General features: G+C 70.2%; 18 protein-coding genes and 1 riboswitch. Of the genes, 9 read left to right on the top strand and 9 right to left on the bottom strand.

The features are described 5' to 3' along the window. Nucleotides 1–14: 14 nt before the first annotated feature. The 5 genes from OG787_RS24415 (at nt 15) to OG787_RS24395 (ending at nt 4,877) form a co-directional block, all read left to right on the top strand. Nucleotides 15–1,769 (top strand): SDR family oxidoreductase, encoded by a 1,755-nt coding sequence (locus OG787_RS24415; RefSeq protein WP_405536367.1) that lies wholly within the window; start codon nt 15–17, stop codon nt 1,767–1,769. Between the two features lie 151 nt (nt 1,770–1,920). Next, nucleotides 1,921–2,469 (top strand): RNA 2'-phosphotransferase, encoded by a 549-nt coding sequence (locus tag OG787_RS24410; RefSeq protein WP_405540572.1) that lies wholly within the window; start codon nt 1,921–1,923, stop codon nt 2,467–2,469. 23 nt (nt 2,470–2,492) lie between these two features. Next, nucleotides 2,493–2,951, top strand: coding sequence for a hypothetical protein (locus OG787_RS24405; RefSeq protein WP_369029088.1), 459 nt, complete (start codon nt 2,493–2,495; stop codon nt 2,949–2,951). 62 nt (nt 2,952–3,013) lie between these two features. Further along, the gene (locus tag OG787_RS24400; RefSeq protein ID WP_369029089.1) at nt 3,014–3,931 is read left to right on the top strand and encodes an LLM class flavin-dependent oxidoreductase; all 918 of its coding nucleotides are present in this window, start codon (nt 3,014–3,016) and stop codon (nt 3,929–3,931) included. Between the two features lie 76 nt (nt 3,932–4,007). Next, nucleotides 4,008–4,877: a Cof-type HAD-IIB family hydrolase gene (locus OG787_RS24395; RefSeq protein ID WP_369029090.1), complete on the top strand. Its 870-nt coding sequence runs from the start codon at nt 4,008–4,010 to the stop codon at nt 4,875–4,877. Between the two features lie 74 nt (nt 4,878–4,951). On the opposite strand, the gene OG787_RS24390 is transcribed toward OG787_RS24395, so the two are convergent. The 6 genes from OG787_RS24390 to hisC form a co-directional block, all read right to left on the bottom strand. Continuing rightward, nucleotides 4,952–6,013 carry a M23 family metallopeptidase gene (locus OG787_RS24390; RefSeq protein WP_369029091.1) on the bottom strand — a complete coding sequence of 354 codons (1,062 nt, stop codon included), beginning with the start codon at nt 6,011–6,013 and terminating at the stop codon, nt 4,952–4,954. A 102-nt stretch (nt 6,014–6,115) separates the two neighbouring features. Next, nucleotides 6,116–7,639 (bottom strand): GAF domain-containing protein, encoded by a 1,524-nt coding sequence (locus tag OG787_RS24385; RefSeq protein ID WP_405536366.1) that lies wholly within the window; start codon nt 7,637–7,639, stop codon nt 6,116–6,118. A gap of 51 nt (nt 7,640–7,690) precedes the next feature. Next, entirely contained in the window at nt 7,691–11,218 is a 3,528-nt protein-coding gene (gene cydD / locus OG787_RS24380; protein ID WP_405536365.1) for a thiol reductant ABC exporter subunit CydD, read from the bottom strand. 93 nt (nt 11,219–11,311) lie between these two features. After that, nucleotides 11,312–12,316, bottom strand: a complete 1,005-nt coding sequence (gene cydB, locus OG787_RS24375) for a cytochrome d ubiquinol oxidase subunit II (RefSeq protein WP_369029094.1) — start codon at nt 12,314–12,316, stop codon at nt 11,312–11,314. A gap of 21 nt (nt 12,317–12,337) precedes the next feature. Then, nucleotides 12,338–13,846, bottom strand: a complete 1,509-nt coding sequence (locus OG787_RS24370) for a cytochrome ubiquinol oxidase subunit I (RefSeq protein WP_405536364.1) — start codon at nt 13,844–13,846, stop codon at nt 12,338–12,340. Between the two features lie 151 nt (nt 13,847–13,997). Continuing rightward, nucleotides 13,998–15,077, bottom strand: coding sequence for a histidinol-phosphate transaminase (gene hisC, locus OG787_RS24365; RefSeq protein ID WP_405536363.1), 1,080 nt, complete (start codon nt 15,075–15,077; stop codon nt 13,998–14,000). Nucleotides 15,078–15,486: 409 nt separating this feature from the next. Between hisC and OG787_RS24360 the strand changes: the two genes are divergently transcribed. From OG787_RS24360 to OG787_RS24350, 3 genes are all read left to right on the top strand, one after another. Then, nucleotides 15,487–16,599, top strand: coding sequence for a LacI family DNA-binding transcriptional regulator (locus tag OG787_RS24360; protein WP_369029097.1), 1,113 nt, complete (start codon nt 15,487–15,489; stop codon nt 16,597–16,599). 398 nt (nt 16,600–16,997) lie between these two features. After that, on the top strand, nt 16,998–18,131 hold the full coding sequence (locus OG787_RS24355) for a metallophosphoesterase (RefSeq protein ID WP_405536362.1): 1,134 nt from the start codon (nt 16,998–17,000) through the stop codon (nt 18,129–18,131). 205 nt (nt 18,132–18,336) lie between these two features. Next, the gene (locus OG787_RS24350; RefSeq protein ID WP_405536361.1) at nt 18,337–19,209 is read left to right on the top strand and encodes a hypothetical protein; all 873 of its coding nucleotides are present in this window, start codon (nt 18,337–18,339) and stop codon (nt 19,207–19,209) included. Nucleotides 19,210–19,301: 92 nt separating this feature from the next. Here OG787_RS24350 and thiC read toward each other — a convergent pair whose 3' ends face one another. Then, nucleotides 19,302–21,104 carry a phosphomethylpyrimidine synthase ThiC gene (thiC, locus tag OG787_RS24345; protein WP_405536360.1) on the bottom strand — a complete coding sequence of 601 codons (1,803 nt, stop codon included), beginning with the start codon at nt 21,102–21,104 and terminating at the stop codon, nt 19,302–19,304. Then, a riboswitch (TPP riboswitch) is annotated at nt 21,097–21,283 on the bottom strand. Its footprint overlaps the gene before it by 8 nt. Nucleotides 21,284–21,720: 437 nt before the next feature. On the opposite strand from thiC, the gene OG787_RS24340 reads away from it, so the two are divergent. Next, nucleotides 21,721–23,343, top strand: coding sequence for a YibE/F family protein (locus tag OG787_RS24340; RefSeq protein ID WP_405536359.1), 1,623 nt, complete (start codon nt 21,721–21,723; stop codon nt 23,341–23,343). A gap of 117 nt (nt 23,344–23,460) precedes the next feature. Here OG787_RS24340 and OG787_RS24335 read toward each other — a convergent pair whose 3' ends face one another. Next, nucleotides 23,461–23,898 carry an SsgA family sporulation/cell division regulator gene (locus OG787_RS24335; protein WP_235476861.1) on the bottom strand — a complete coding sequence of 146 codons (438 nt, stop codon included), beginning with the start codon at nt 23,896–23,898 and terminating at the stop codon, nt 23,461–23,463. Between the two features lie 99 nt (nt 23,899–23,997). Further along, on the bottom strand, nt 23,998–24,936 hold the full coding sequence (locus OG787_RS24330; protein ID WP_405536358.1) for an IclR family transcriptional regulator: 939 nt from the start codon (nt 24,934–24,936) through the stop codon (nt 23,998–24,000). Nucleotides 24,937–25,074: the final 138 nt, after the last annotated feature.

Raw genomic sequence — 25,074 nt, 5'->3', positions numbered from 1 at the left:
CGGACGGAGGACGAGTGACTCTCGACGGGGCGCGTGAGCGCCGGGTGCGGACGGGCGGGATCGAGCTGTGCGTCGCGGAGTCGGGCGACCCCACCGATCCCACGGTGATCCTCGTGCACGGCTATCCGGACACCAAGGAGGTGTGGTCCGAGGTCGCCGCACGGCTCGCCGACCGCTTCCATGTCGTCCTGTACGACGTGCGGGGCCACGGCGCATCGACGGCGCCGCGTCCGCTGCGCGGCGGTTTCACCCTGGAGAAGCTGACCGACGACTTCCTGGCGGTCGCGGACGCGGTGAGCCCGGACCGGCCGGTGCATCTGGTGGGGCACGACTGGGGTTCGGTGCAGGCCTGGGAGTTCGTCACCGTCGCGAGCACCGAGGGCCGGATCGCGTCCTTCACGTCGCTGTCCGGGCCGTCCCTGGACCACCTGGGCCACTGGACGAAGGGGCACCTGAAGCGGCCCACCCCGCGCGCGGTCGCCCAACTCCTGGGCCAGGGCGGCAAGTCCTGGTACGTGTACGCGCTGCACACGCCCGTACTGCCCGAACTCGCCTGGCGCGGCCCCCTCGGCAAGCGCTGGCCGAAGATGCTGGCCCGCGTCGAGAAGATCTCCGCCGACGCCTACCCGACGGCCTCTCTGCCGTCCGACGCGGCCAACGGCGCCTGGCTGTACCGGGACAACGTACGGTCCCGGCTGAGCAGGCCGCGCGAGGACGCGTACGCACACGCGCCCGTGCAGCTCATCACGCCCCTGGGGGACGCGTTCCTCTCCGAGCGGCTGTACGACGGACTGGAGCGGTGGGCGCCCCGGCTGGTGCGCCGCACGCTCGACGCCAAGCACTGGATCCCGCGCACCAGGCCCGACCAAGTGGCCGCCTGGATCGGTGAGTTCGTGACCGCCAACGAGGGCGGACGGCTCCCGGAGACGGCGACGGGCAAGCACGCGCAGCGTTTCGGCGGGCAGCTGGTCCTGGTCACCGGGGCGGGCAGCGGCATCGGACGGGCCACAGCGTTCGCGTTCGCCGAGGCGGGCGCCCGCGTGGTGGCCGTCGACCGGGACGCCGAAGGTGCCGCCCGCACGGCCGAGTTGGCCCGTCTGATCGGCGCCCCGGAGGCCTGGGCGGAGGTCGTCGACGTCACGGACGAGCAGGCGATGGAGAAGCTCGCCGAGAAGGTCGCCACCGAGTACGGCGTCGTGGACGTGCTGGTGAACAACGCGGGGATCGGGCTCTCCGGGTCCTTCTTCGACACGACCCCGGAGGACTGGAGGAAGGTCCTGGACGTCAACCTGTGGGGCGTGATCCACGGTTGCCGACTCTTCGGGAAGCAGATGGCCGAGCGCGGCCAGGGCGGGCACATCGTGAACATCGCGTCGGCCGCCGCGTACCAGCCCTCCAAGGCGCTGCCCGCGTACAGCACCTCGAAGGCCGCGGTGCTGATGCTCAGCGAGTGCCTGCGCGCGGAGCTGGCGGGACAGGGCATCGGTGTCTCGGCGATCTGCCCCGGCTTCGTCAACACGAACATCACGACGACCGCGCGCTTCACGGGAGTCGACGCCGAGGAGCAGTCCCGTAAGCAGAAGCGGACGGCTCGGCTGTACGGGCTGCGCAACTACCCGCCGGAGAAGGTCGCTTCGGCGATCCTGCGCGCGGTGGTCCGCAACGAGGCGGTCGCCCCGGTGACACCGGAGGCCCGGGGCGCGCATCTCATGTCCCGTTTCCTGCCAGGGGCGTTGAGGGCGCTGGCTCGGGTGAACCCACCGCTGTGACGGCCTGTCCGTTGTCCACAGTTTCTCCAATTCCCCTGTGGATAACTGCACTTGGCTGTGGATCAAACCTCCGGACCAAAATCAAATGCGTGATCACGGTCTCACCCGGCACCCTTGAGGGATGAACGAAAGCAGGACGACCAAGAACGAGATGGATGAAAGACGCACCGTGAAGGTGTCGAAGTACCTGTCCAAGCATCTGCGGCATCAGCCGGAGCGGATCGGGCTCGTACTCGACGAGGCCGGCTGGGTCGAGATCGACGAACTGATCGCCGCGTGCGCCGCCCACAACTTCCGGTTCACGCGGGCCGAACTCGACCATGTGGTCGCCGCCAACGACAAGAAGCGCTTCGCGGTCGACGGCACCCGGATCCGCGCCAGCCAGGGCCACAGCGTCGAGGTCGACCTCGGGCTGCCCCCGGCGACCCCGCCGGCGTACCTCTACCACGGCACGGTGGACCGCTTCCTGGACGCGATCCGCGCCGAGGGACTGCGGCCCATGAACCGGCACGCCGTGCATCTCTCGCCCGACCGCGAGACCGCGACCCGGGTCGGCGCCCGCCGAGGCCGGCCCGTCGTGCTCTCGGTGGACGCGGCCGCGATGCACCGCGACGGCCACGCCTTCCACGTCAGCGCGAACGGCGTATGGCTCACGGAGGCCGTACCGCCGCGCTATCTGCGTTTTCCCGGCCCGCACTGACCCCGTACGACACGAGCACCGGCATGATCGAGGGCATGGACCACCTGCCCACCACCGAGGCCGCCGTCACCGCCCTGCGCGCCCTCGCCGCCGAGTACGCCCGTGAGATCGAGGTCAGCCACGACATCGGCGCCGACCAGACCTCCCGGCGCACGGCCGCGGGTGTCGGCGTCACCACGGACCCGGACGGCTCGCTCCCGCACGAGGCCTTCGCCGAGTTCGGCGGAGTCCCCCGGGTGACCGTCCGCCTCTTCCCCGACGACGACGCGCTGATCACGGTCGAGGGTGTCGAGTGCCCCGACATCCCGCGCGACGACGTCCCCGCGTTCCTCCGCTCGGTCTACGACGGCCTGGCGTTCGTCACGGCCCGCCGCTTCCTGCCCGCCCACCACCTGGTGGTACCGCTGCCCGGCGACCGCACCTACAAGGAGTACATCCCGCTGCTCGGCCTCAGCCCGTGGCTCAGCGCTCGCGTCCGGTGACCGCCCGGGAGCGCTCGGTGACTGTTTCACGTGAAACATGAACGGCGCCTAGGCTCTGATCCATGAGTACGAGTCTGCGTCTGAGCACTGTGATCCTGCCCTACCGCCGTTGGCACGAGGGTGGCCGTTCGGCCTGGCAGCGTGCGGAGCAGCTCGGTTTCCACACCGCGTTCACCTACGACCATCTGTCCTGGCGCACCTTCCGGGACGGCCCGTGGTTCGGTGCCGTGCCGACGCTCACGGCCGCCGCCGCTGTCACCGACCGGGTGCGGCTGGGCACCCTGGTGACCTCGCCGAACTTCCGGCACCCGGTGACGCTGGCCAAGGACCTGATCTCGCTCGACGACGTGGCGAACGGCCGGATCACCCTCGGTGTCGGCGCGGGCGGCACCGGCTTCGACGCGACCGCGCTGGGCCAGGACCCGTGGACACCCCGGGAGCGTGCCGACCGGTTCGGTGAGTTCGTCGCGCTGCTCGACAAGCTGCTGACCGAGGACGGCAAGGACGGCGTCTCGTACCAGGGCGACTACTACTCGGCACACGAGGTGCGCAACATCCCCGGCTGTGTGCAGCGCCCCCGGCTGCCCTTCGCGGTGGCCGCGACCGGGCCGCGCGGGCTGGACCTCGCGGCGCGGCACGGGCAGGCGTGGGTGACCACCGGCGACCCGCGGCTGTTCGAGAGCGGCACGCCCGAGCAGTCGGTGCAGGCGCTGCGCGGCCAGGCCGAGAGGCTGGCCGACGCGTGTGCCGCGATCGGCCGGGACGTGAACGGGCTCGACAGGATCCTGCTCACCGGGTTCACCCCGGACCGGGGCCGCCCGCTGGAGTCCGTGGACGCGTTCGTCGACTTCGCGGGCCGGCACCAGGAGCTGGGCTTCACCGAGATCGTGATCCACTGGCCCATCCCCGACTCCGACTTCGCGGCCGACCAGCAGGTCTTCGAGCGCATCGCCACGGAGGCACTGGCACAGCTGGGCTGACCCGGACCCCAGGGGCGGCCACTCACCTGTGCGGGCTCCCGCACGGTCGTGCACGCTCATACGCGAGAATGGCCGGGTGACCTCAGCGACCCGAGAGCCCGAGACCCCCGCCGCCACCGTCCCGATCCGGCTGATCGCCACCGACCTCGACGGCACTCTGCTGCGCGACGACAAGTCGGTCTCCCCGCGCACGGTCGCCGCTCTGGCCGCCGCCGAGGCCGCGGGCGTCGAGGTCTTCTTCGTCACAGGCCGCCCGGCCCGCTGGATGGACGTCGTCAGCGAGCACGTCCACGGCCACGGTCTGGCGATCTGCGGCAACGGTGCCGCCGTGGTCGACCTGCACGGCGGCCCCGGCGCCCACCGCTTCGTGAAGGTGCGGGAGCTGGCCAGGGACAACGCGCTGGACGCCGTACGCCTGCTGCGCGATGCCGCGCCGGGGACCGTGTACGCCGTGGAGCAGACGTACGGCTTCCACCAGGAGCCGGAGTATCCGAAGCTGCACATGGAGGTGCCGGACAATCGGGCGCCCGCCGAGAAGCTGCTGGCCCCGGGCGGGCCGAGCGACGGTGAGCCGGTGCTCAAGATCCTCGCGTTCCACCGCACGATCGACCCCGACGCGTTCCTCACCACCGCCCGGCTGGCGATCGGCGACCGGGCCACCGTCACGCGGTCCAGCCCCAGCGCCCTGCTGGAGATCAGCGGCCCCGGTGTCTCCAAGGCGAGCACGCTGGCCCTGTCCTGCGCGGAGCGGGGCATCTCGGCCGAGGAGGTCGTCGCCTTCGGGGACATGCCGAACGACGTCGAGATGCTCACCTGGGCGGGCCGCTCGTACGCGATGGGCAACGCGCATCCCGACGTCCTCGCGGCGGCTTCCGGGCAGACGGCGCCGAACAACGAGGACGGGGTCGCCATCGTGATCGAGCGACTTCTCGCGGAACGCGGCTGAGGGAGCCGCCGTACGGGCAGCGGTAAGAGGCGCCCGTCCTGGCGCCCGCCCCTTACCGGCGCCCCGCCCACCTCCTACAGCTGCACCCCGCGTGCCGAGAGCCATGCCGCCGGGTCCACCCCGGAGCCCAGTTCCGGGGTGACGCGTACCTCGAAGTGCAGGTGCGGGCCGGTCGAGTTGCCGGTCGTGCCGGTCTGGCCGATCCACTGGCCCGGGGTCACGCGCTGGCCCTGGTCGACGGTGACGGCGGCGAGGTGCGCGTACTGCGTGTAGTAGCCGCCGGGGTGCTCGATCACGATCTCGATGCCGAAGGCGCCCCCGCACGACACCGACACGACCGTGCCCGCGCCGACCGCCCGCACCGGAGTGCCGATCGGTACCGCGAAGTCCTGCCCGGTGTGCCCGTTGGCCCAGCGGTCGCCGCCGCTGCCGAAACTCGCGGACAGCTCGTACGTCTCCACGGGCGTGACGTACTCCGGCATGGTCCCGGGGTCCGGCTGGTCGAGCCGGACTGCGCCCCGGCAGGAGCCCGCCGCGACCGAGGCGTCGGCGCGGCCCTGCAGCGTCCAGCGGGCCTCTTCGAGCTTGTCCTCGATGATCCGCTTCAGCTTGGCGATCTCGCCGTTGCGCCGCTCCAGCTTCTGCCAGTGCGCTGCCGCCTTCGCCTCGTCGGCGGCGAGCCGTGCCTCCGCGCGCCGGCTCTTGTCGATCGCGTTGTTGACGGCGAGGTCGGCCTGCCACACGGCCCGCTGACCCCGCATCAGCTCTTCCGGGCTGTCCGCGAGCAGCATCTGCGCGGTGAGCGGCAGACCGCCGCCGCTGCGGTACTGGCCGCGGGCGATCCGGCCAAGGTCCTCGTGCAGGACGGCGATGTCACGCCGTTCGCGGACGAGAAGTTCCTCGTACCGCCGTGCCTTGGCCCCCTCCGCCTCGGCCTCGCGCCGTCCGGCCTCGTACTGCTGCGTCACCACGGCGGCATCCGCGTACAGCCGGGTCACCTCGGCGCTGAGACCCGAGTCGGTGGCGGAGTCGGGGTCGGCGCCTTCGCCCGAGGCGTTCGTGGGCCGGGCGACCAGGACCACGAACGCGCACAGCAGAACCGGAACGAGCAGCGGATGACGGCGACGTGAGCCCATGTCAGCGATCGTCTACCCCAAACCGGGTGGGCTGCCTGTTCAACTCGTACGCCTGGGGGACCCGTTGCCACGAACGGCTCAGCAACGGGCTCCGTGACAGCCTCAGTACGGCGCCTGCCACACGACCGTCGTACCGCCGCCGTCCGGACCGGTGCCCGGGCCGTGCCGACTGTCGCCGCCCAGCGACTCGGCGCGCCGTCGCAGGTTCCTCAGACCGCTGCGTCGGCCGCCTTCAGGGATGCCGACCCCGTCGTCGGCGACGGTCAGCCGTACGCCCGGGCGGCAGTCCGCCAGGGTCACGTTCGCGTCGACCACGACGTCGATCCGGGACGCCCCGGCATGGCGGAAGGCGTTGGACAGCCCCTCGCGCAGGGCGGCGACGAGGTTCTTGCCGGTCAGCTCGCCGACGGCGGTGTCGACCGGGCCTGCCACCCGGAGCGAGGGCTTGAAGCCGAGCGCCACGGACGCCATGTGGACCTCCCGCTCCACCCGCGTGGACAACTCGGACGGGACCTCGCCGGGGTCGTCCTCGAGGGCGAAGATCGCGGTGCGGATCTCCCGGATGGTGACGTCGAGTTCGTCGACGGCCCTGCCGACACCGTCCCGCACTCCGGGCGCGACCGATCCGCGCTGGGCGCTCTCCAGCATCATCCCGGTGGCGAACAGCCGCTGGATGACGAGATCGTGCAGGTCACGGGCGATCCGGTCGCGATCCTCGTACACCGCGAGCCGTTCCCGGTCGCGCTGTGCCTCGGCCATCATCAGCGCGAGCGCGGCCTGTGCGGCGAACTGGACGGCGAGGGCACGCTCGGTCTCCGTGAACGCGCGCTCTCCCCGCGCGCGGGGCATGGCGAGGCTGCCGACGACGCGGCCGTCGCTCTGGAGGGGCAGCAGCATGGTGGGGCCGTAGTCGCGGGTGAGGCCGGTGCCGAGGGCCAGCCGGGGGTCGGTGGCCGCGTCCTCGACGAACACCGGCTCGCCGTCGAGGAGTTCGGCGACGATCTCGCTCTCCGGCGGGACGATCACGCCTAGCGCGTCGAGGGGGCCTTCCGCGTCCACGGCGACGATCTCCAGACCGCCCTCGGCGGTGGGCAGCAGCACGATCCCGGCGGCGGCCCCGGAGAGCCGGCGGGCCTGTTCGGCGACGATCCGCAGGGAGTCGTCGATGTCGCCGCCCGAGAGCAGCGCGGTCGTCACGGCCACGGATCCGTCGATCCAGCGCTCGCGCTGCCGGGCGGCCTCGTACAGACGGGCGTTGCCGATGGCGATGCCCGCCTCGGTGGCCAGCACGCGGACCAGGGTCAGGTCGTGCTCGGTGAACGGCCCCCCGCCGCGTTTGTCGCCCAGGTACAGGTTCCCGAAGACCTCGCCGTGCACCCGGATCGGCTCGACCCACCGGGCGGTCTCCTCGTCGACGCCCTCGACGCCCTGGTGAGCGCGGTCGGCGAAGCCGTCACCGTCCTCGGCGAGGACCTCGATGTCCGCTCGCTCGGTGTCCACCAGGGCGATCGCCGTCGCACAGATCCGCTCCAGCGTGGCATGCGGCCCGAGCCCGCTCCCGACGGCCCGCATCGCCTCCAGCAACTGCGGGACGCACGGCTCGGGACGAAGCGGGGGATCGGACATCCCCCGAGCCTAATTAGTACCGTTTGTCACCGAAAGTCGAACAGTGCGCCGCTAGCTTCCCGCCGCCACCAGCGCCAGCCTCTCGGACTCCGCCTCCCGCTCCGCCATCCCCCGCAGCGGCCCGTCGACCGCGACCAGCTCCGCGTACGTCCCCCGCTGCACGACCCGCCCGCCGTCCAGCACGATCACCTCGTCCACGGCGTCGAGACCGGCCAGCCGGTGCGTGATGAGCAGCGTCGTACGGCCCTTGGTCGCGTCCAGCAGATCGGCGGTGAGCGCGTCGGCGGTCGGCAGGTCGAGGTGTTCGGCGGGCTCGTCGAGGACCAGCACCGGGAAGTCCGCGAGCAGCGCCCGGGCGAGCGCCAGCCGCTGCCGCTGCCCGCCGGACAGGCGTGCCCCGTGCTCGCCGACCAGTGTGTCGAGCCCGTCGGGCAGCGACTCGGCCCAGTCCAGCAGCCGCGCCCGCGCGAGGGCGCCGCGCAGATCGTCCTCGGTCGCGTCCTTCCGCGCCAGCAGCAGGTTCTCCCGCACGGAACTGTCGAAGAGGTGCGCGTCCTGGGCGCAGAGCCCGACCAGCCGCCGCACGTCGTCGCCGTCGAGCGTGTACGCGTCCACGCCGCCCAGCGTGTAGGAGCCGGCATCCGCGTCCAGGAACCGCAGGAGCACCTGCGCGAGGGTCGTCTTGCCGGACCCGGACGGGCCGACCACGGCGATCCGGCGCCCTTCGTCGAGGGTGAGGTCGAGCCGGGCGAGCGCGTCCCGGTCCTGCCCGGCATGACGGGCGGCCAGCTCCTTGACGACGACCGGGAACGGCGACAGCGGCGCGGAACGCGGCTGCTCGGGTTCGCGTACGGGCTCGGGCGCGTCCAGGACCTCGTACACGCGCTCCGCGCTCCTGCGTACCCGCTGCCGGTACCGCACGGCGAGCGGCAGCCCGAGGACGGCCTCGAAGGCGGCCAGGGGGGTGAGGACGACGACGGCCATCACCACACCGCCGAGCCGCCCGTCGGCGACCGCCTGGGCACCCACGAGGGCGGTGGCCGCGAGGGTCAGTCCGGACAGCAGCGCGGTGAGTCCGTCGCCGAGCGCGGTGGCGGTGGCGGCGCGCGAGGCGATCCGGGTGAGCGCGGAGTCGGCCCGCCGGACTTCCTCGGTACGTGCGTTCAGGGCGCCCGCGACCGTCGACTCGGCGGTTCCGGTGAGCAGGTCGGCCACGTGCGTGGCGAGTGCGCCGCGGGCCGGGGCGAGCCGGCGTTCCGCGCGCCGGGCCACGGCATTGGTCACGAGGGGCACGCCGACACCGGCCGCGAGCAGCCCGGCGGCGAGCACGGCCCCTGCCTCGGGCAGCAGCCAGGCCGTGAACCCGACGGAGGCGGCGGAGACGACGAGGGCGGCGCCCGCGGGCAGCAGCCAGCGCAGCCAGTAGTCCTGGAGGGCGTCCACATCGGCGACGAGCCGCGACAGCAGGTCGCCGCGCCTGGTCGTCCGCAGTCCGGCGGGCGCCAGCCGCTCAAGGCGGCGGTAGACGGCGACCCGGGTGTCGGCCAGCATCCGCAGTACGGCGTCGTGCGACACCAGCCGCTCGGCGTACCGGAAGACGGCCCGCCCGATCCCGAAGGCCCGCGTGGCCGTCACGGCGACCATCAGATACAGCACGGGCGGCTGCTGCGAGGCCCGCGAGATGAGCCACCCGGAGGTCGCCATGAGCCCGACGGCACTGCCGAGCGCGAGACTCCCGAGCAGCAGCGCGAGCCCGAACCGGCCACGGCGGGCCCCGGACATGGCCCGCACCCGCGCGAGCACACCAAGTCGCCCTGCGGGAGCGGCGGGTACGGGTTCTTCGTCGTCGAGCACGGGCAGTTGCGGACCACCGGCGAGGAGCCCATCGCCGCCCGAGAAACCGCCTGTCGGCTCAGCACCGGGCAGGTGCGAGGGGGCGACAGCCTCCTCCAGCCGCACCACCCGGTCCGCCACACCCAGGAGCGCTGGCCGGTGCACGACCAGCAGTACCGTCCGCCCGACCGCAAGCCGTCGTACGGCGGCCACGACCTCGGCCTCGGTCTCCCCGTCCAGCGCGGCCGTCGGCTCGTCGAGCAGCAGCACAGGCCGGTCCGCGAGGAACGCCCGGGCCAGCGCGAGCCGTTGTCGCTGCCCTGCGGAGAGCCCGGCCCCCTCTTCACCGAGCACTGCGTCGATGCCCTCGGGCAGCGCGTCCACGAACTCCAGCGCACCGGCGTCGGCCAGTGCCCTCCGTACGGCGGTGTCGTCGGCGTCCGGGCGGGCCAGCCGTACGTTTTCGGCGATCGACCCGGCGAACAGATGCGGCCGCTGCGGCACCCAGGCCACCCGCGAACGCCACTGCTCCAGATCGAGGCCGGCGAGATCGGCTCCCCCGACGAACACCCGCCCCTCCGCCGGCCGTACGAACCCGAGCAGGGTGTGCAGCAGCGTCGACTTGCCCGCGCCGCTCGGCCCGACTAGCGCGACCGTCTCCCCGGCCTCCACCGCGAAGGACACGTCGGCCACCGCGTCCACCGACCGCCCGGGATACCGGACGGTCACGCCCTCGAAGGCCAGCCCGCCCTCCGGAACCGCCCCGGTCCCGGATTCCGGCACCGGCGTCTCCAGGACGGCGAAGATCTCCTCCGCTGCGGCCAGCCCCTCCGCCGCCGCGTGGAACTGGGCACCCACCTGCCTCAGCGGCAGATACGCCTCGGGCGCGAGGATGAGAATGACGAGCCCGATGTACAGGTCCATCTCGCCGTGCACGAGCCGCATACCGATGGTCACCGCGACCAGCGCCACGGACAGCGTCGCCAGCAGTTCCAGCGCGAAGGACGAGATGAAGGCGATCCGCAGGGTCCGCATCGTCGCCTGCCGGTACTCACCAGTGATCCGCCGGATCGACTCGGCCTGCGCCTTGGCCCGGCCGAACACCTTCAGCGTCGGCAGCCCGGCCACGACATCGAGGAAGTGCCCCGACAGCCGGGACAGCAGCCGCCACTGACGGTCCATGTGGGACTGCGTGGCCCAGCCGATCAGCACCATGAAGACCGGAATCAGCGGCAGGGTACCGACGATGATCGCCGCCGACACCCAGTCCTCGGTGACGATCCGGGCCAGCACGGCCACGGGCACCACGATCGCGAGCCCCAACTGCGGGAGATAGCGCGAGAAGTAGTCGTCGAGCGCGTCGACTCCCCGCGTCGCGAGGGCGACCAGCGACCCGGTCCGCTGCCCGCTCAGCCACCCGGGACCGAGCGCGACGGACCGCTCCAGCAGCCGCCCGCGCAGCTCCGACTTCACGGCCGCGCTCGTCCGGTGCGCGGCCAGCTCGGTGAGCCAGGAGACCACCGCCCGGCCGGCGGCGACGGCCACCAACAGCAGGAGAGGCGTACGGAGTTCATTGACCGACAGTCCGTGCTGGAAGGCGCCGACCACCACCTCGGCGATGAGCATGGCCTGCGCGATGACCAGCCCGGCGCCGACGACACCCAGGCCGACGACCGCGAGCAGGAAACGGCGGGTGGCACCGGCGTACCGGAGGAGTCGCGGATCGATTGGTTTCACGTGAAACATGCCCTTCGGTCCAGGGAGGTGGTTTCGCGATGTTTCACGTGAAACATCGTGAAACCACCTCCTGCGGACACAGTCGACACAGCCAGGGACAACTCAGTGCGCGGCTTCGGCGATGTGGTGCGTGCCGATCCGCTTGCGGAACACCCAGTACGTCCAGCCCTGGTAGAGCAGGACCAGCGGGGTGGCGATCCCCGCACACCACGTCATGATCTTCAGCGTGTACGGGCTCGACGAGGCGTTGGTGACCGTGAGGTTCCAGTCCGGGTTGAGCGAGGACGGCATGACGTTCGGGAAGAGCGTCAGGAACAGCATCGCGACGGCTGCCACGATAGTGACCCCGGAGAACGCGAACGCCCAGCCCTCACGCCCCTTCTGCGCCGCCCCCAGCGCGGCGACGAGGGCGAGCACGGCCACGATCATCGCGGCCAGGGAGCCACTGTCACCCTTGTCGGCCTGGGTCCAGCTCAGGAAGACGAGCGCGACGACGGCGGCCACGAGTCCGACGCGAACCGCCAGCTTCCGCGCCCGTTCCCGGATGTCCCCGACGGTCTTGAGACCGACGAACACCGTGCCGTGGAAGGTGAACAGCGACAGGGTGACCAGGCCGCCGAGCAGGGCGTACGGGTTGAGCAGATCGGCGAGATTCCCGGCGTAGTTGAAGTCCGCGTCGATCTTCACCCCGCGCACGATGTTGGCGAAGGCCACACCCCACATGAACGCGGGCAGCAGCGAGGTCCAGAAGATCACTGTCTCCCAGTTGCGCTGCCAGTTCTCCTCGGGCCGCTTCACGCGGTACTCGAAAGCGACGCCCCGCAGGATCAGGCAGACCAGGATGAGGAGCAACGGCAGATAGAAGCCGGAGAAGAGGGTGGCGTACCACTCGGGGAAGGCGGCGAAGGTCGCGCCGCCCGCCGAGAGCAGCCACACCTCGTTGCCGTCCCAGACGGGCCCGATGGTGTTGATGAGGACCCGCTTCTCAGCCCGGTCGCGGGCGAGCAGCTTGGTGAGGACACCGACCCCGAAGTCGAAGCCCTCCAGGAAGAAGTAGCCGATCCACAGGACGGCGATGAGCACGAACCAGACGTCGTGAAGTTGCATGGCGATTCCAGCTCCCTGGGCCTAGTAGGAGAAGGCCATCGGCTTGTCGGCGTCCTGTGGGTCGCCGCCGATCTTCGTGGGCGGGTTGAGGTCGGCCTCGGTCAGTTCGGGCGGTCCGGCCTTGACGTACTTCACGAGGAGCTTGACCTCGATGACGGCGAGAATCGCGTAGAGCGAGGTGAAGACGATCATCGAGGTGAGGATCTCGCCCTGCGAGACCCCGGGGGAGACCGCGTCCCGGGTCTGGAAGATGCCGTACACGACCCAGGGCTGACGGCCCATCTCGGTGAAGATCCAGCCCCAGGAGCTGGCGATCAGCGGGAAGCCCAGGGTGAGGATGGCGATGCGCCAGTACCACTTGGTGAGCGTCGGGCCGAGGGCCTTGCCGGGGAGCAGCGAGAGGTGGGGCACCTCGTCGTCGCCGACCCGCAGATGCTGCGGCAGCATGAACTTCTTGCGGGTCAGCCAGAGTCCGGCAAGACCGATCGCGAAGGACGTCATACCGAAGCCGATCATCCAGCGGAAGCCCCAGTAGGCGACCGGGATGTTGGGCCGGTAGTCGCCGGGCCCGAACTTCTCCTGCTCGGCCTTGTTGACGTCGTTGATACCGGGGACGTACGAGCTGAAGTCGTCGTTGGCGAGGAAGGACAGCAGGCCCGGGATCTCGATGGCGACCTTGTTGTGGCCCTTGTCCACGTCCCCGTAGGCGAAGACGGAGAAGGGCGCGGGCGCCTCACCGTCCCACAGGGCCTCGGCGGCGGCCATCTTCATCGGCTGCTGCTTGAACATGACCTTGCCGAGGGTGTCGCCGCTGATCGCGGTGAGCAGACCGCCGATGACGACGGTGACCAGGCCGAGCCGCAGCGAGGTCTTCATCACGTCGATGTGCTTCTTGCGCGTCAGATGGAAGGCGGCGATGCCGACCATGAACGCGCCACCCGTGAGGAAGGCCGCGGAGAGGGTGTGGAAGACCTGGGTCAGCGCGGTGTTCTGGGTGAGGACCAGCCAGAAGTCGGTGAGTTCGGCGCGCCCCTTCTGCTCGTTGATCCGGTAGCCGACGGGGTGCTGCATCCAGGAGTTGGCCGCGAGGATGAAGTACGCCGACAGAATCGTGCCGATCGAGACCATCCAGATGCAGGCCAGGTGGATCTTCTTCGGCAGCTTGTCCCAGCCGAAGATCCACAGCCCGATGAAGGTGGACTCGAAGAAGAAGGCGATCAGCGCCTCGAAGGCGAGCGGGGCGCCGAAGACATCGCCGACGAAGCGCGAGTAGTCGGACCAGTTCATACCGAACTGGAACTCCTGCACGATGCCGGTGACGACACCCATGGCGATGTTGATCAGGAAGAGCTTGCCCCAGAACTTGGTGGCCTTGAGGTACTTCTCCTTCTCCGTGCGCACCCAGGCGGTCTGAAGGCCGGCGGTGAGCGCGGCCAGGGAGATCGTCAGCGGGACGAACAGGAAGTGGTAGACGGTGGTGATGCCGAACTGCCATCGCGCCAGGGTCTCCGGCGCCAGAGCCAGGTCCACGTGCCCCTCCTTACCGAACGCTTGTGAACGCGTTCACATTCACAAGCAATTATGCAGCACCGTTTCCTCAGGAGATGAAGAGGGGGCCCCGCCCGCTCGGCAGCGACCCCCTCAACAGCTCTGAACAGCTGAAACGGCATCCGAATGTGCCCTAGATCTCCTTGCGGAAGCCCTCCGTCACCTTCAGGAAGATGTCGTTCGCCTCGGTCTCCCCGACCGTCACCCGCACACCCTCACCCGCGAATGGCCGTACGACCACGCCGTGCCGCTCGCACACCGCCGCGAAGTCCGCCGTGCGCTCCCCCAGCCGCAGCCACACGAAGTTCGCCTGGGTGTCGGGCACCGTCCAGCCCTGGCCGCGCAGCCCGTCGACCACCCGGGTGCGCTCGGACACCAGCGAACCGACCCGGCCGAGCAGCGCGTCCTCGGCCCGCAGCGAGGCCACCGCGGCGTCCTGCGCGAGCTGGCTCACCCCGAACGGCACCGCCGTCTTGCGCAGCGCAGCCGCCACCGGCTCGTGCGCGATCGCGAACCCGACCCGCAGCCCGGCGAGGCCGTACGCCTTGGAGAAGGTCCGCAGCACACAGACGTTCGGCCGGTCGCGGTAGAGCACGACCCCGTCCGGCACCTCGATGTCCCGCACGAACTCCTTGTAGGCCTCGTCCAGTACGACCAGCACATCGCTGGGCACCCGGTCCAGGAACCGCTCCAGCTCGGTCCGCCGTACGGCCGTACCCGTCGGGTTGTTGGGGTTGCAGACGAAGATCAGCCGGGTCCGGTCGGTGATCGCGTCCGCCATCGCGTCGAGGTCGTGCACGTCCCCGGGCGTCAATGGAACCTTGACAGACGTGGCGCCACTGATCTGCGTGATGATCGGATAGGCCTCGAAGGACCGCCAGGCGTAGATCACCTCGTCGCCGGGCCCACTCGTCGACTGGACCAGCTGTTGTGCGACGCCGACCGAGCCGGTGCCGGTGGCGATGTGGGAGACGGGCACGGCGAAACGTTCGGCCAGCTCGTTCATGAGCCCCGTACAGGCCATGTCCGGGTAGCGGTTGAAGGCCCCGGCCGCGGCCGTCACGGTCTCCAGCACGCCGGGCAGCGGCGGGTACGGGTTCTCGTTCGAGGACAGTTTGTAGGCCACCGGACCGTCGGCCGCGGCCGGCCTGCCCGGCTTGTAGGTGGGGATACCCTCCAGCTCGGCGCGCAGCTTGGGGCTCGTCTCGCTCACCACAGTCCTCCTCGTGACCACCAGCTACCAATGCTCCTCACCTTATGAGGATTCGGCGCCACCAGGTACGGGTCGGTCGTGTCCGGAACGCAACCCCACCTGTCACACAGGCATCAGGGGTACCACCGTACAAAGTTGTACGAATTAGGGGGCGCATCGCGCCTTTCGGCACGCGCCGGTGGCTCACGCCGTGGCGCGCATCCCTCGTAGAGGTGAGTTGAGACCTCTTCGAAACATCGGTCACTTGGCAGGCCTATGCGCGCGGACAAGTCACGTAGGGCAGTAATATCGTTCAACTGACTTTCTTTCTAAGGCAGTTGATGAGTTTTGACCATGCAGAAACGTGCCTGTCAACGGCTGCATATGCGTCCGCACTACCCCACCGCATGAGCCCTACTATCGGCTCGCCATGACAGCAGCAGGGAAGCACCAGGTGAGCCGCGCGGAGACAACCCGACGAGGCAGTCGGCCGGGACGGGCAGGCATCAGAGACGTGGCCGCCGCCGCCGGGGTCTCGATCACGACCGTCTCCGACGCCCTCAACGGAAAGGGCCGGCTTCCGGACGCCACCCGACGCCATGTCCGTGAGGTCGCGGACCGGCTGGGCTATCGCCCGTCGGCCGCGGCCCGAACCCTCCGTACCGGCAAGTCAGGACTGATCGGCCTGACCGTGACGACGTACGGGGATGAACCTTTCACCTTCACCGAGTTCGCGTACTTCGCGGAGATGGCCAGAGCCGCCACCTCGGCCGCGCTCGCCCGGGGCTACGCCCTGGTCATCCTCCCCGCGACCTCGCGCCACGACGTGTGGTCGAACGTCGCCCTGGACGGCACGGTCGTCATCGACCCGTCCGACCACGACCCGGTGGTCAGCGAACTCGTCCGGCAGGGCCTGCCGGTCGTCTCCGACGGCCGCCCTGCGGGCTCGCTCCCGGTCACCGCGTGGGTGGACAACGACCACGAGGCGGCCGTCCTGGGCATCCTCGACCACCTGGCCGCCGCCGGCGCCCGCCGGATCGGCCTCCTGACGGGGACCTCCACCGACACGTACACCCACCTCTCGACCACGGCGTACCTGCACTGGTGCGAGCGGGTCGGCCAGGACCCGGTGTACGAGTCCTACCCGGCGCACGACCCGTGCGCGGGAGCCGTGGCCGCCGACCGGCTGCTGGCCCGTCCGGACCGTCCGGACGCCGTCTACGGCCTCTTCGACCCGAACGGCACCGACCTGCTCGCCGCGGCCCGCCGCTACGGCCTGCGCGTCCCGGACGACCTGCTGCTGGTCTGCTGCAGCGAGTCCACGGTGTACGCCAACACCGAGCCGCCGATCACCACGCTCTCCCTGAAGCCGCGCCGCATCGGCACGGCGGTGGTCCAGCTCCTGATCGACGCCATCGAGAACGTCGATTCGGACCTGCCGGTCGAGCAGGTGATACCGACGGAACTGATCGTGCGGACGTCCTCGCAGCGCCGTCCGCCGCGTACGACGGTCAGTCCGCCGCGGTCGCCCGAGGAAGGCTGAGCCGGGAGCGGTGACGAGGGGCGGGGAACGTGGGCTTGTGCGGGGCGGGCTCCCGGGGAGCGGGGCCGTACGAGGGGTCGGCCCCGTAGGGGAATCGGGAGCCCGGCCCCGTTCAGGAACGCGGGCACCGGCCTCGGGACAGTTCACGGGCGCCGGTGTCATGATCGTACGAAGCGTCGGTGTCCGAGGGGTGGAGCAAAGTACGAAGCAGGGGAGTCCAGGGCGGCCCCGTACGGGAAAGCCCCTCCGAATCGGGGCGAAAGCCGCGGTGAACTGGGCTCCTTCGCCGATTCACCACCCCTGGGTCATCACATGGCGCGATCCGCATTCCTATGATGGGCCCACGACACCGCGGGCCGCTGCGACCAGGCAGTCCGATGCGGTGCAGATGCGGCGCGATGGTGGAGGGGTCGATGACTCAGGGGGCCGGTCAGGGACCCGAGGTGACGCGGACGGCGACGTCGCGCGACTTCCGGGTGCCCGCGTACGTCCATGAGACCGGTCCGTACGCCGACGGCACGGCCCCCGGCGACATCCCAGCCGGGACGGCCGACACCGAGGTCCAGGAGGCCGCGGAGGGCGTGCAGACCCTGCCGGACCTGGACGAGTATCCCGACGGGTACACGCCGACCCAGCGCGACCTGCCCGTCATCAACCGCGGTGACACGCTTCAGGTGACCGTCGACCCCGCCGACCTGGCCGCCGACGGCCCGGGACCCCTGTTCGTCGTCGGGGACGTCCACGGCTACCTCGACGAACTGGTGGGCGCACTCCAGGAGCAGGGCCTGATCGACAGCGAGTGCAACTGGTCCGCGGGCACCGCCCGGCTCTGGTTCCTCGGCGACTTCACCGACCGCGGCCCGGACGGCATCGGCGTCATCGACCTGGTGATGCGGCTGTCCGCCGAGGCGGCCGCGGCCGGCGGCTACTGCAAGGCCCTCATGGGCAACCACGAGCTGCTGCTCCTCGGCGCCAAGCGGTTCGGTGACACCCCCGTCAACTCGGGCGCGGGCACGGCCACCTTCCAGGCGGCCTGGCTGCTCAACGGCGGCCAGAAGACCGACATGGACCGGCTGCAGGACCACCATCTCCAGTGGATGGCCCGCCTCGACGCGATCGAGGAGGTCGACGGCCATCTGCTCGTGCACTCGGACACCACCGCCTACCTCGACTACGGCGACTCGATCGAGGCGGTCAACGACACCGTCCGCGAGACGATCACGCGCAACGACGCGGACGAGGTGTGGGATCTGTTCCGCAAGTTCACCAAGCGCTTCTCCTTCCGCGACGAGGGCGGTGCCGAGGCCGTACGCTCCCTTCTCGATACGTACGGCGGCACCCGCATCGTTCACGGCCACAGCCCCATCCCCTATCTGGTGGGCGAAGTCGGCACCGAGGACGACGGCGAGGACAGTTCCGGTCCGAACATCGAACATCCGCATGTCTACGCCGACGGACTCGCCATCGCGATGGACGGCGGCGTGACCATGGCCGGAAAACTGCTGGTCCAGGAACTTCCGCTGGATCTCTGACGGATATCCGGGCGTTCCTGGGGCAGGCGTCCCCCGGCGGTGAACCGCATCGGGCGGGGGACAGTCACACGGCAATTTCTTCAAACCCCCTGTCACCGCGCGCCGTCGCCGCTCTACCATCGGCTTATCCGTAGCAGGCTCCCCTCCGTTTCTGCCCGACGGCTCGTCAGCATGCCGAGCCCCAAGCCCTACGGAGCATCGGGGGATGCACATGAACAGCGTTCCGCAGCACCTGCTGAACGAGGACCGCCAGGAATACGAGCGGATCCTCGATGAGGCGCTGCGCTCCGCCCCACACCGCCCGGACCTGGCCGCCGTCGGTCAGCGGCTGAACCCCGAACAACTGCGCACCATGGCACTGAACGCCACGGCACTCATCACGGTCGCCGCGGCGGCCGAATACCAGCACTACGTGAAGGTCCGCGACGAACTGCGCCACCCGGCGCCGTCCAACCCGACCGTCCGCGGCACCGGCTCCACCGAGCCGGGCCCGAGCGCCATGGGGTTCGCCACCGGCATGGGCGAGGTCACCGCCGAGACCGCCGGGGCGGGCGCCGTCGCCGTCGTCGCGGTCCTGGCTCCCGTTCTCGCGGGCACGGCCGCGGCGATCTTCCTGCTCGTGGGCTACATCCTCAAGATGCTCGACCCCGAGCCGGCCTTCGCCAAGACCATGCTCACCACCGGATGGGTGTTCGGTGCGGTGACCGCGGCAGCGATACTCGTCGCCGCGGTCGGCCTGCTGCTCACCGCCCTGCGCAACAGCCCGGACCAGGAGGAGGCCGGGGCGTACGGCGAACTGACCGGGGAGGTGGCGCAGGCCAGGGAAGCCTGGCGCGAGGCCCTGCTGGAGCGCGGCATCCTGCCGTTCCTCCGCGAGGCCCTCGCCGACCCCGGTACGGCGGCCATGAACCGCAAACCGGCTCCGGAACCCACCACCGGCCGTATGCCGAACCTCGGCTACAACCGGCCCGGCTTCAGCAGCCCCGATGACGGCCCCACGAGGAGCCACCGCCCGAGCTTCACCAGCCCGGACTTCACCAGCCCCGACTTCGGAGGCCCGGACCACCCGCCGGAGTGACCGGCCGGTGGTCCGAGCGCAGGACTCAGGTGGAGCGGGCGGCAGCGAAGCCGCCTGACCACCTGGGCTTCCGCACAGCCCCCATGCCGGTGTCAGTCCGCGATCGGCAGATAGACCCGGTTGCCCGCGGCCGCGAACTCCTTCGACTTCTGCGCCATGCCCTGCTCGATCTCCACCGGTGTGCTGCCGTGTTCTCGGCGGATGTCGTGCGAGATCTTCATGCTGCAGAACTTCGGCCCGCACATCGAGCAGAAGTGGGCCGTCTTGGCGGGCTCGGCCGGCAGGGTCTCGTCGTGGAACTCGCGTGCCGTGTCCGGGTCGAGGGCCAGGTTGAACTGGTCCTCCCACCGGAACTCGAAGCGGGCGTCGGAGAGCGCGTCATCCCATTCCTGCGCACCTGGGTGCCCCTTGGCGAGGTCGGCTGCGTGGGCGGCGATCTTGTAGGTGATGACGCCGGTCTTGACGTCGTCACGATTGGGCAGGCCCAAGTGCTCCTTGGGCGTGACATAGCAGAGCATGGCCGTGCCCCACCAGGCGATCATCGCGGCACCGATGCCGGAAGTGATGTGGTCGTACGCAGGCGCGACGTCTGTCGTCAGCGGGCCGAGCGTATAGAACGGAGCTTCATCACAGATCTCCTGCTGTAGGTCGATGTTCTCCTTGATCTTGTGCATCGGGACGTGTCCCGGGCCTTCGATCATCGTCTGTACCTGGAAACGCTTCGCGATCGTGTTGAGTTCCCCCAGCGTCCGCAACTCCGCGAACTGTGCCTGGTCGTTGGCGTCCGCGATCGAGCCGGGCCGAAGGCCGTCGCCGAGCGAGTACGTGACGTCGTACGCGGCGAAAATCTCGCACAGTTCTTCGAAGTTCGTGTACAGGAACGACTCCTTGTGGTGCGCCAGGCACCACGCCGCCATGATCGAACCACCGCGCGAGACGATGCCGGTCTTGCGGTTCGCGGTGAGCGGTACGTACGCCAGGCGGACGCCCGCGTGCACCGTCATGTAGTCGACGCCCTGCTCGGCCTGTTCGACGACCGTGTCCTTGTAGATCTCCCAGGTCAGTTCCTCGGCCCTGCCGTCCACCTTCTCCAACGCCTGGTAGAGCGGCACCGTGCCGATCGGAACGGGGGAGTTGCGCAGCACCCATTCACGGGTGGTGTGGATATTGCGGCCGGTGGACAGGTCCATGACCGTATCGGCGCCCCAGCGCGTCGCCCAGGTCATCTTCTCGACCTCCTCCTCGATGGAGGAGGTGACCGCGGAGTTGCCGATGTTGGCATTGACCTTCACCAGGAACCGCTTGCCGATGATCATCGGCTCGATCTCCGGGTGGTTGACGTTGGCGGGCAGCACCGCCCGCCCGGCGGCGATCTCCTCACGGACCACCTCGGGGTCGATGTTCTCCCGGACGGCCACGAACTCCATCTCGGGCGTGATCTCCCCGCGGCGGGCGTACGCGAGTTGCGTCACCGCCTGTCCGGTCCGGCTCCGGCGCGGCTGCCGGGGCCTTCCCGGGAACACCGCGTCGAGGTTCCTGAGCCCGCCGCGCGGCGAGGTGTGCTTGATCCCGTCGTCCTCCGGACGGACGGGACGGCCCGCGTACTCCTCGGTGTCGCCGCGAGCGATGATCCAGTTGTCGCGCAGCGGCGCCAGCCCCCTGCGGACGTCGGTGTCGACCAGCGGATCGGTGTACGGGCCCGACGTGTCGTACAGCGTGACCGACTTCCCATTGGTGAGGTGCACCTGACGGACCGGCACCCGCAGGTCGGGGCGCGAGCCGCCGACATACCCCTTGTGCCAGCCGATGGACTTCCCGGCCTCCTGGGACGGTTCGCCCTGAAGGGGCTGTTCGTCCTGGCCGGAGGCAGGCGTGCGTACGTCCTTGATGGTCATGAGACCTACTCCCTACGCCGGCATTACCCGGTAACAGGTTCAGCGGTCGACGCAGCGGCTTCCGTCTGCCGATGTTTCATGTGAAACATCACTCGTTCCACATGTTCCACGTGAAACATCGCAAAGACGGAGGTCAGCGCCCTCTCAGCCCGGTGCTCCGAGCTCCCGCGTGTGCAAAGGTGCCTCCACGCTAGCGTCAATTTGGGCGAGGTGAACAGAGGGCCCCTGTCGTTCTTGCGATGATCGGGCGGTGACCACGACGCAAGGACCCCCGTACCCGCCCTCCGAGCCACCGCGCGGAAGCAGTGCCGGGCGCGCCTCCGGGCCGGGCAGCGGAAATGGCGACGACACCGGCCCGCAGCGCAGGTTCCGGCTGGGCGACGGCCCCGGCGGACCCGGTGGTGCGCCCGGAACCAGAGCCGGAACGGGCAGCGGCGCCGGCGGAGCGGCCGGACCGAGTGCCGGTCCCGGACACGGGCCCGGTCAGCGGATCGATCGCGGCTACGGGCCCGGATCGGGGGCGGGTCAAGGCGGCCGAACGGGCCCGGGCGGCCAGGGCCCAGGCCCCGGGTACGGAGCTGAGGGGCCCGGGACCGGTCAGTTCGGCCCGCTTCCCGTGTCCGGTGGCAGGCGAGGTCCTGGCGCCGGGGCAGGCGGTGGGCACGATCACGGCGCCGGCCCGGGACACGGCGCCGGCCCTGGGCACGGGCATGGTCCCGGTGACGGTCACGGTGGCGGGCCTGGCGGCAACTCCGGTGGTGTCCATGACCCCGGACAAAGTGGCGGGCACGGGGCAGGACCGGGTGGCGAGCATGGCGGCGGGCACGGACCCGGGTCCGACGACTCCCACGGGCCCGACGACAAGCACGGTTCCTCGCACGGCCACAGTCACAGCCATGGCCCGGCCGCCCCTGTCTCCATTCATCTGCGGAAGATCATCGGCGCGATCCTGATCCCCTTCGCCGCAGCGGTCGTGGTCGGGCTCGCGGTGCTGTGGCCCGGCGGCGCCCCGGCGCACGAGCGCACCGGCGTCGGCTTCGACCGGCAGACCCAGGAGGCGACGGTCACCAAGGTCGTCGCGGTGGACTGCAAGTCCGTCAACGCCTCGGGGGACACCCCGACCGGCGACACGTCCACCGCCGAGGGCTCCTCCGCGCAGCAGCAGGCGACCGGCGACTGCAAGAGGGCGACGATCCGGGTCGACACCGGTGACGACGAGGGCCGTACGTTCACGGAGATCGTCCAGCCGGACCAGTCACGGCAGTTGCACCAGGGCGAGAAGGTCGTGGTCGCCTACGAGCCCTCCGCGCCGAGGGACCTGCAGTACTCGGTCACCGATGTGAACCGCAGGCTCCCCATGGCCCTGCTGGCCGGCATCTTCGCGCTCGCCGTCGTGGTCGTCGGCCGTATGCGCGGTGTGATGGCGCTGGTCGCACTGGCCGTCAGCTTCATGGTGCTGACCTTCTTCATCCTGCCGGCGATCCTCCAGGGCTCGAATCCGCTGGTCGTGGCGGTCATCGGCGCCAGCGCCATCATGCTGATCGCGCTCTACATGTGCCACGGCCTCTCGGCCCGTACGTCCGTGGCGGTGCTCGGCACCCTGATCTCGCTGGTGCTGATCGGCGTCCTCGGCTCGGGGTTCATCGACTGGGCCGCGCTCACCGGCAACACGGACGACAACACGGGCCTCATCCATGGCCTGTATCCGTCCATCGACATGAGCGGCCTGCTGCTCGCGGGCGTCATCATCGGTTCACTAGGTGTCCTCGACGATGTGACGGTGACGCAGACATCGGCGGTCTGGGAGCTCCACGCGGCCAATCCGACAATGGGGTGGCGTGGGCTGTATCGCGCAGGCATCCGTATCGGGCGCGACCACATCGCGTCCGTCGTCAACACCCTCGTCCTCGCCTACGCGGGCGCCGCGTTGCCGCTGCTGCTGCTCTTCTCCATTGCGCAGAGCAGCGTCGGGACGGTCGCCAACAGCGAACTCGTCGCGGAGGAGATCGTACGGACCCTGGTGGGCTCGATCGGCCTGGTGGCGTCCGTGCCGGTGACCACGCTCCTGGCGGCCCTGATGGTCTCGGCCGACCGCCCGGGCACGGCGTCTCCGGCTGCGGAAGCGGCAACGGGGGCCGGGCCCGGAACTCCCGCGCCGGCAGGCGCGGGAGCAGGAGCAGGGGCGGCGGCCCAGTCGGCCCCGGCCCGCGCCGGGAAGGGCCGTCGCCGCAAGCACTGACGGAGGCCGGGCACACCGGCTCGCGTCTGCACCGACGTACGGCGGCCGGGCGCGCTTCTCCTCCCGGCGAGGAGGAGAAGCGTTACGTCACCGCCGGGGGCTCCGTCGCCGATCCGCTCAGCCGGCGCTCTGTTCCTCCGCCAGGATGCGGACCAACGCCTCGTCGAGGTGGGCGTCGAAGTCGGCGAGGGAACGCTCCTGCCCCAGCGGCACAAGCTTGTCCGTGCGGTCGAGGAACGCCACCAGCGGCGCCGCACCGGAGCGGAACAGCGCCTGGTCGCCGCCGACCTGAAGCCGGATCAGCACCTCGCCCAGGACATCCGCGTCGGCGGGCGAGATCCGCACATCTCCGTCCCCGCACGGCCGCCCCACGCCGTCGATCAGCAGCTCGCGCCCGAAGGCCCAGGTCACAGGGGCGTCGCCAGGCAAATGGAAGGTCAGCCGGACGGCATAGGGATCACAGGTCTCGTAGCGCAACTCCACCGGAATGCGGAAGGAGAGCTCCTCCGAGACAAGAAAGCTCATCATGACTTCTGCCTGCACCGACTCGCGCATCGCCTACCCCGTCACTTGCCGTGAACTGGCCTGGAATCATCGCTCTGATACTGCTCGCATCTTGCTGAAAGTACACGGTGGATCACAAGGAGTGAGTTTTCAGATACTGATAGAGATCGCAAGCGACCCGAGCAGTCTTCCGACCTCTGTTTGCAACTGCTGTGCCGCGATTAGCAGTCGATCAGCCTGGCTGGAAGGTAGAGAAATGGCCAAAGTGGCTGCCGTGGATCCGATGGTGATCGGAATCGCCGCGCAGACCGTCCCCAGCGCGTACTCCTGCCGCTCCACGACCACTTCCATCCGCCGCATCCGGTCGAGGCGGCGCAGCAGCGCGTGGCTGTCACGCACCGTGTAGGGGGTGACCGCCTGCACGGGGTGACGTTCGAGATGGTCGCGGCGGTCGTGCTCGTCCAACTGCGAGAGCAGGCACTGTCCGACGGCGTGTGCGTGTCCGGTTTCGCGGAAGTCCGCCCACTCCTCGACCGCCGGGTTGGCGGGGGTGTCGGAGACGCACATGACCTCGACCTCGCCGTCGCGGTACACCGCGTAGTACACGGGCACGCCGATCGCGTCCCGCCAGTGCGCGAGTGCGTCCACCACCGTGCTGCGCCGCTTTTGCTGCGCACCGCTGCTGCCCAACTGCTCGGCCGCCTCGCCGAGGAAGAACAGCCCTTTCTCGCGCCGCAGATAGCCCTCGAAGACGAGCGTCCGCAGCAGGTGGTAGGCGGTCGGGAGGGCGAGGCCGGTCTCGCGGGCCAGCTGCTTGGCGGGAGCGCCGTGTTCATGTGCGGCGACGGACTCCAGCAGTCGCATCGCCCGCTGCACGGAGCCGATGAGGGTCGCCGTGGGGTGCGGTTCGGCGGGCGGTACGAGCACGGGGACAGGTGCCGGTACGAGGGCGGGCAGGGGTGCCGGTGCGGGTCTCTCGGTGGGCCGGACGCGGGTCCCCGGGGAGGGCGCGGCCCGCTGCTCGGGCCGGCGCTGTACGGGTGGAGCCTGTGGTTCCGCGGGTGCGGTGTCGACCATGACGAGGGTCACTCTCGAAGGCGAGGGGGCTGCCCGTGCGGAGAGACACGGAAGGAGGGGATGCGCCGTCCGCGGGGGCCGTCCCCGCGTCGGGTTCCGGACTCTAACCGCCTGTCGCCGCGCGCAGACGGCCCGTACGGGAAACTTCCC

Origin of the sequence: Streptomyces sp. NBC_00075 (assembly GCF_045041225.1) — a bacterium.
Taxonomy (GTDB): domain Bacteria; phylum Actinomycetota; class Actinomycetes; order Streptomycetales; family Streptomycetaceae; genus Streptomyces; species Streptomyces adonidis.
This window is presented reverse-complemented; position numbering and strand designations above follow the sequence as displayed.

Coding starts and splice junctions, on each gene's coding strand:
- OG787_RS24335 (WP_235476861.1), bottom strand. CDS start 23,898: ATGCGCGAGTCGGTGCAGGCAGAAGTCATGATGAGCTTTCTTGTCTCG.
- OG787_RS24410 (WP_405540572.1), top strand. CDS start 1,921: ATGGATGAAAGACGCACCGTGAAGGTGTCGAAGTACCTGTCCAAGCAT.
- thiC (WP_405536360.1), bottom strand. CDS start 21,104: ATGACCATCAAGGACGTACGCACGCCTGCCTCCGGCCAGGACGAACAG.
- OG787_RS24360 (WP_369029097.1), top strand. CDS start 15,487: ATGACAGCAGCAGGGAAGCACCAGGTGAGCCGCGCGGAGACAACCCGA.
- OG787_RS24400 (WP_369029089.1), top strand. CDS start 3,014: ATGAGTACGAGTCTGCGTCTGAGCACTGTGATCCTGCCCTACCGCCGT.
- OG787_RS24385 (WP_405536366.1), bottom strand. CDS start 7,639: ATGTCCGATCCCCCGCTTCGTCCCGAGCCGTGCGTCCCGCAGTTGCTG.
- OG787_RS24390 (WP_369029091.1), bottom strand. CDS start 6,013: ATGGGCTCACGTCGCCGTCATCCGCTGCTCGTTCCGGTTCTGCTGTGC.
- cydB (WP_369029094.1), bottom strand. CDS start 12,316: ATGCAACTTCACGACGTCTGGTTCGTGCTCATCGCCGTCCTGTGGATC.
- OG787_RS24355 (WP_405536362.1), top strand. CDS start 16,998: ATGGTGGAGGGGTCGATGACTCAGGGGGCCGGTCAGGGACCCGAGGTG.
- cydD (WP_405536365.1), bottom strand. CDS start 11,218: ATGTTTCACGTGAAACCAATCGATCCGCGACTCCTCCGGTACGCCGGT.
- OG787_RS24405 (WP_369029088.1), top strand. CDS start 2,493: ATGATCGAGGGCATGGACCACCTGCCCACCACCGAGGCCGCCGTCACC.
- OG787_RS24350 (WP_405536361.1), top strand. CDS start 18,337: ATGCACATGAACAGCGTTCCGCAGCACCTGCTGAACGAGGACCGCCAG.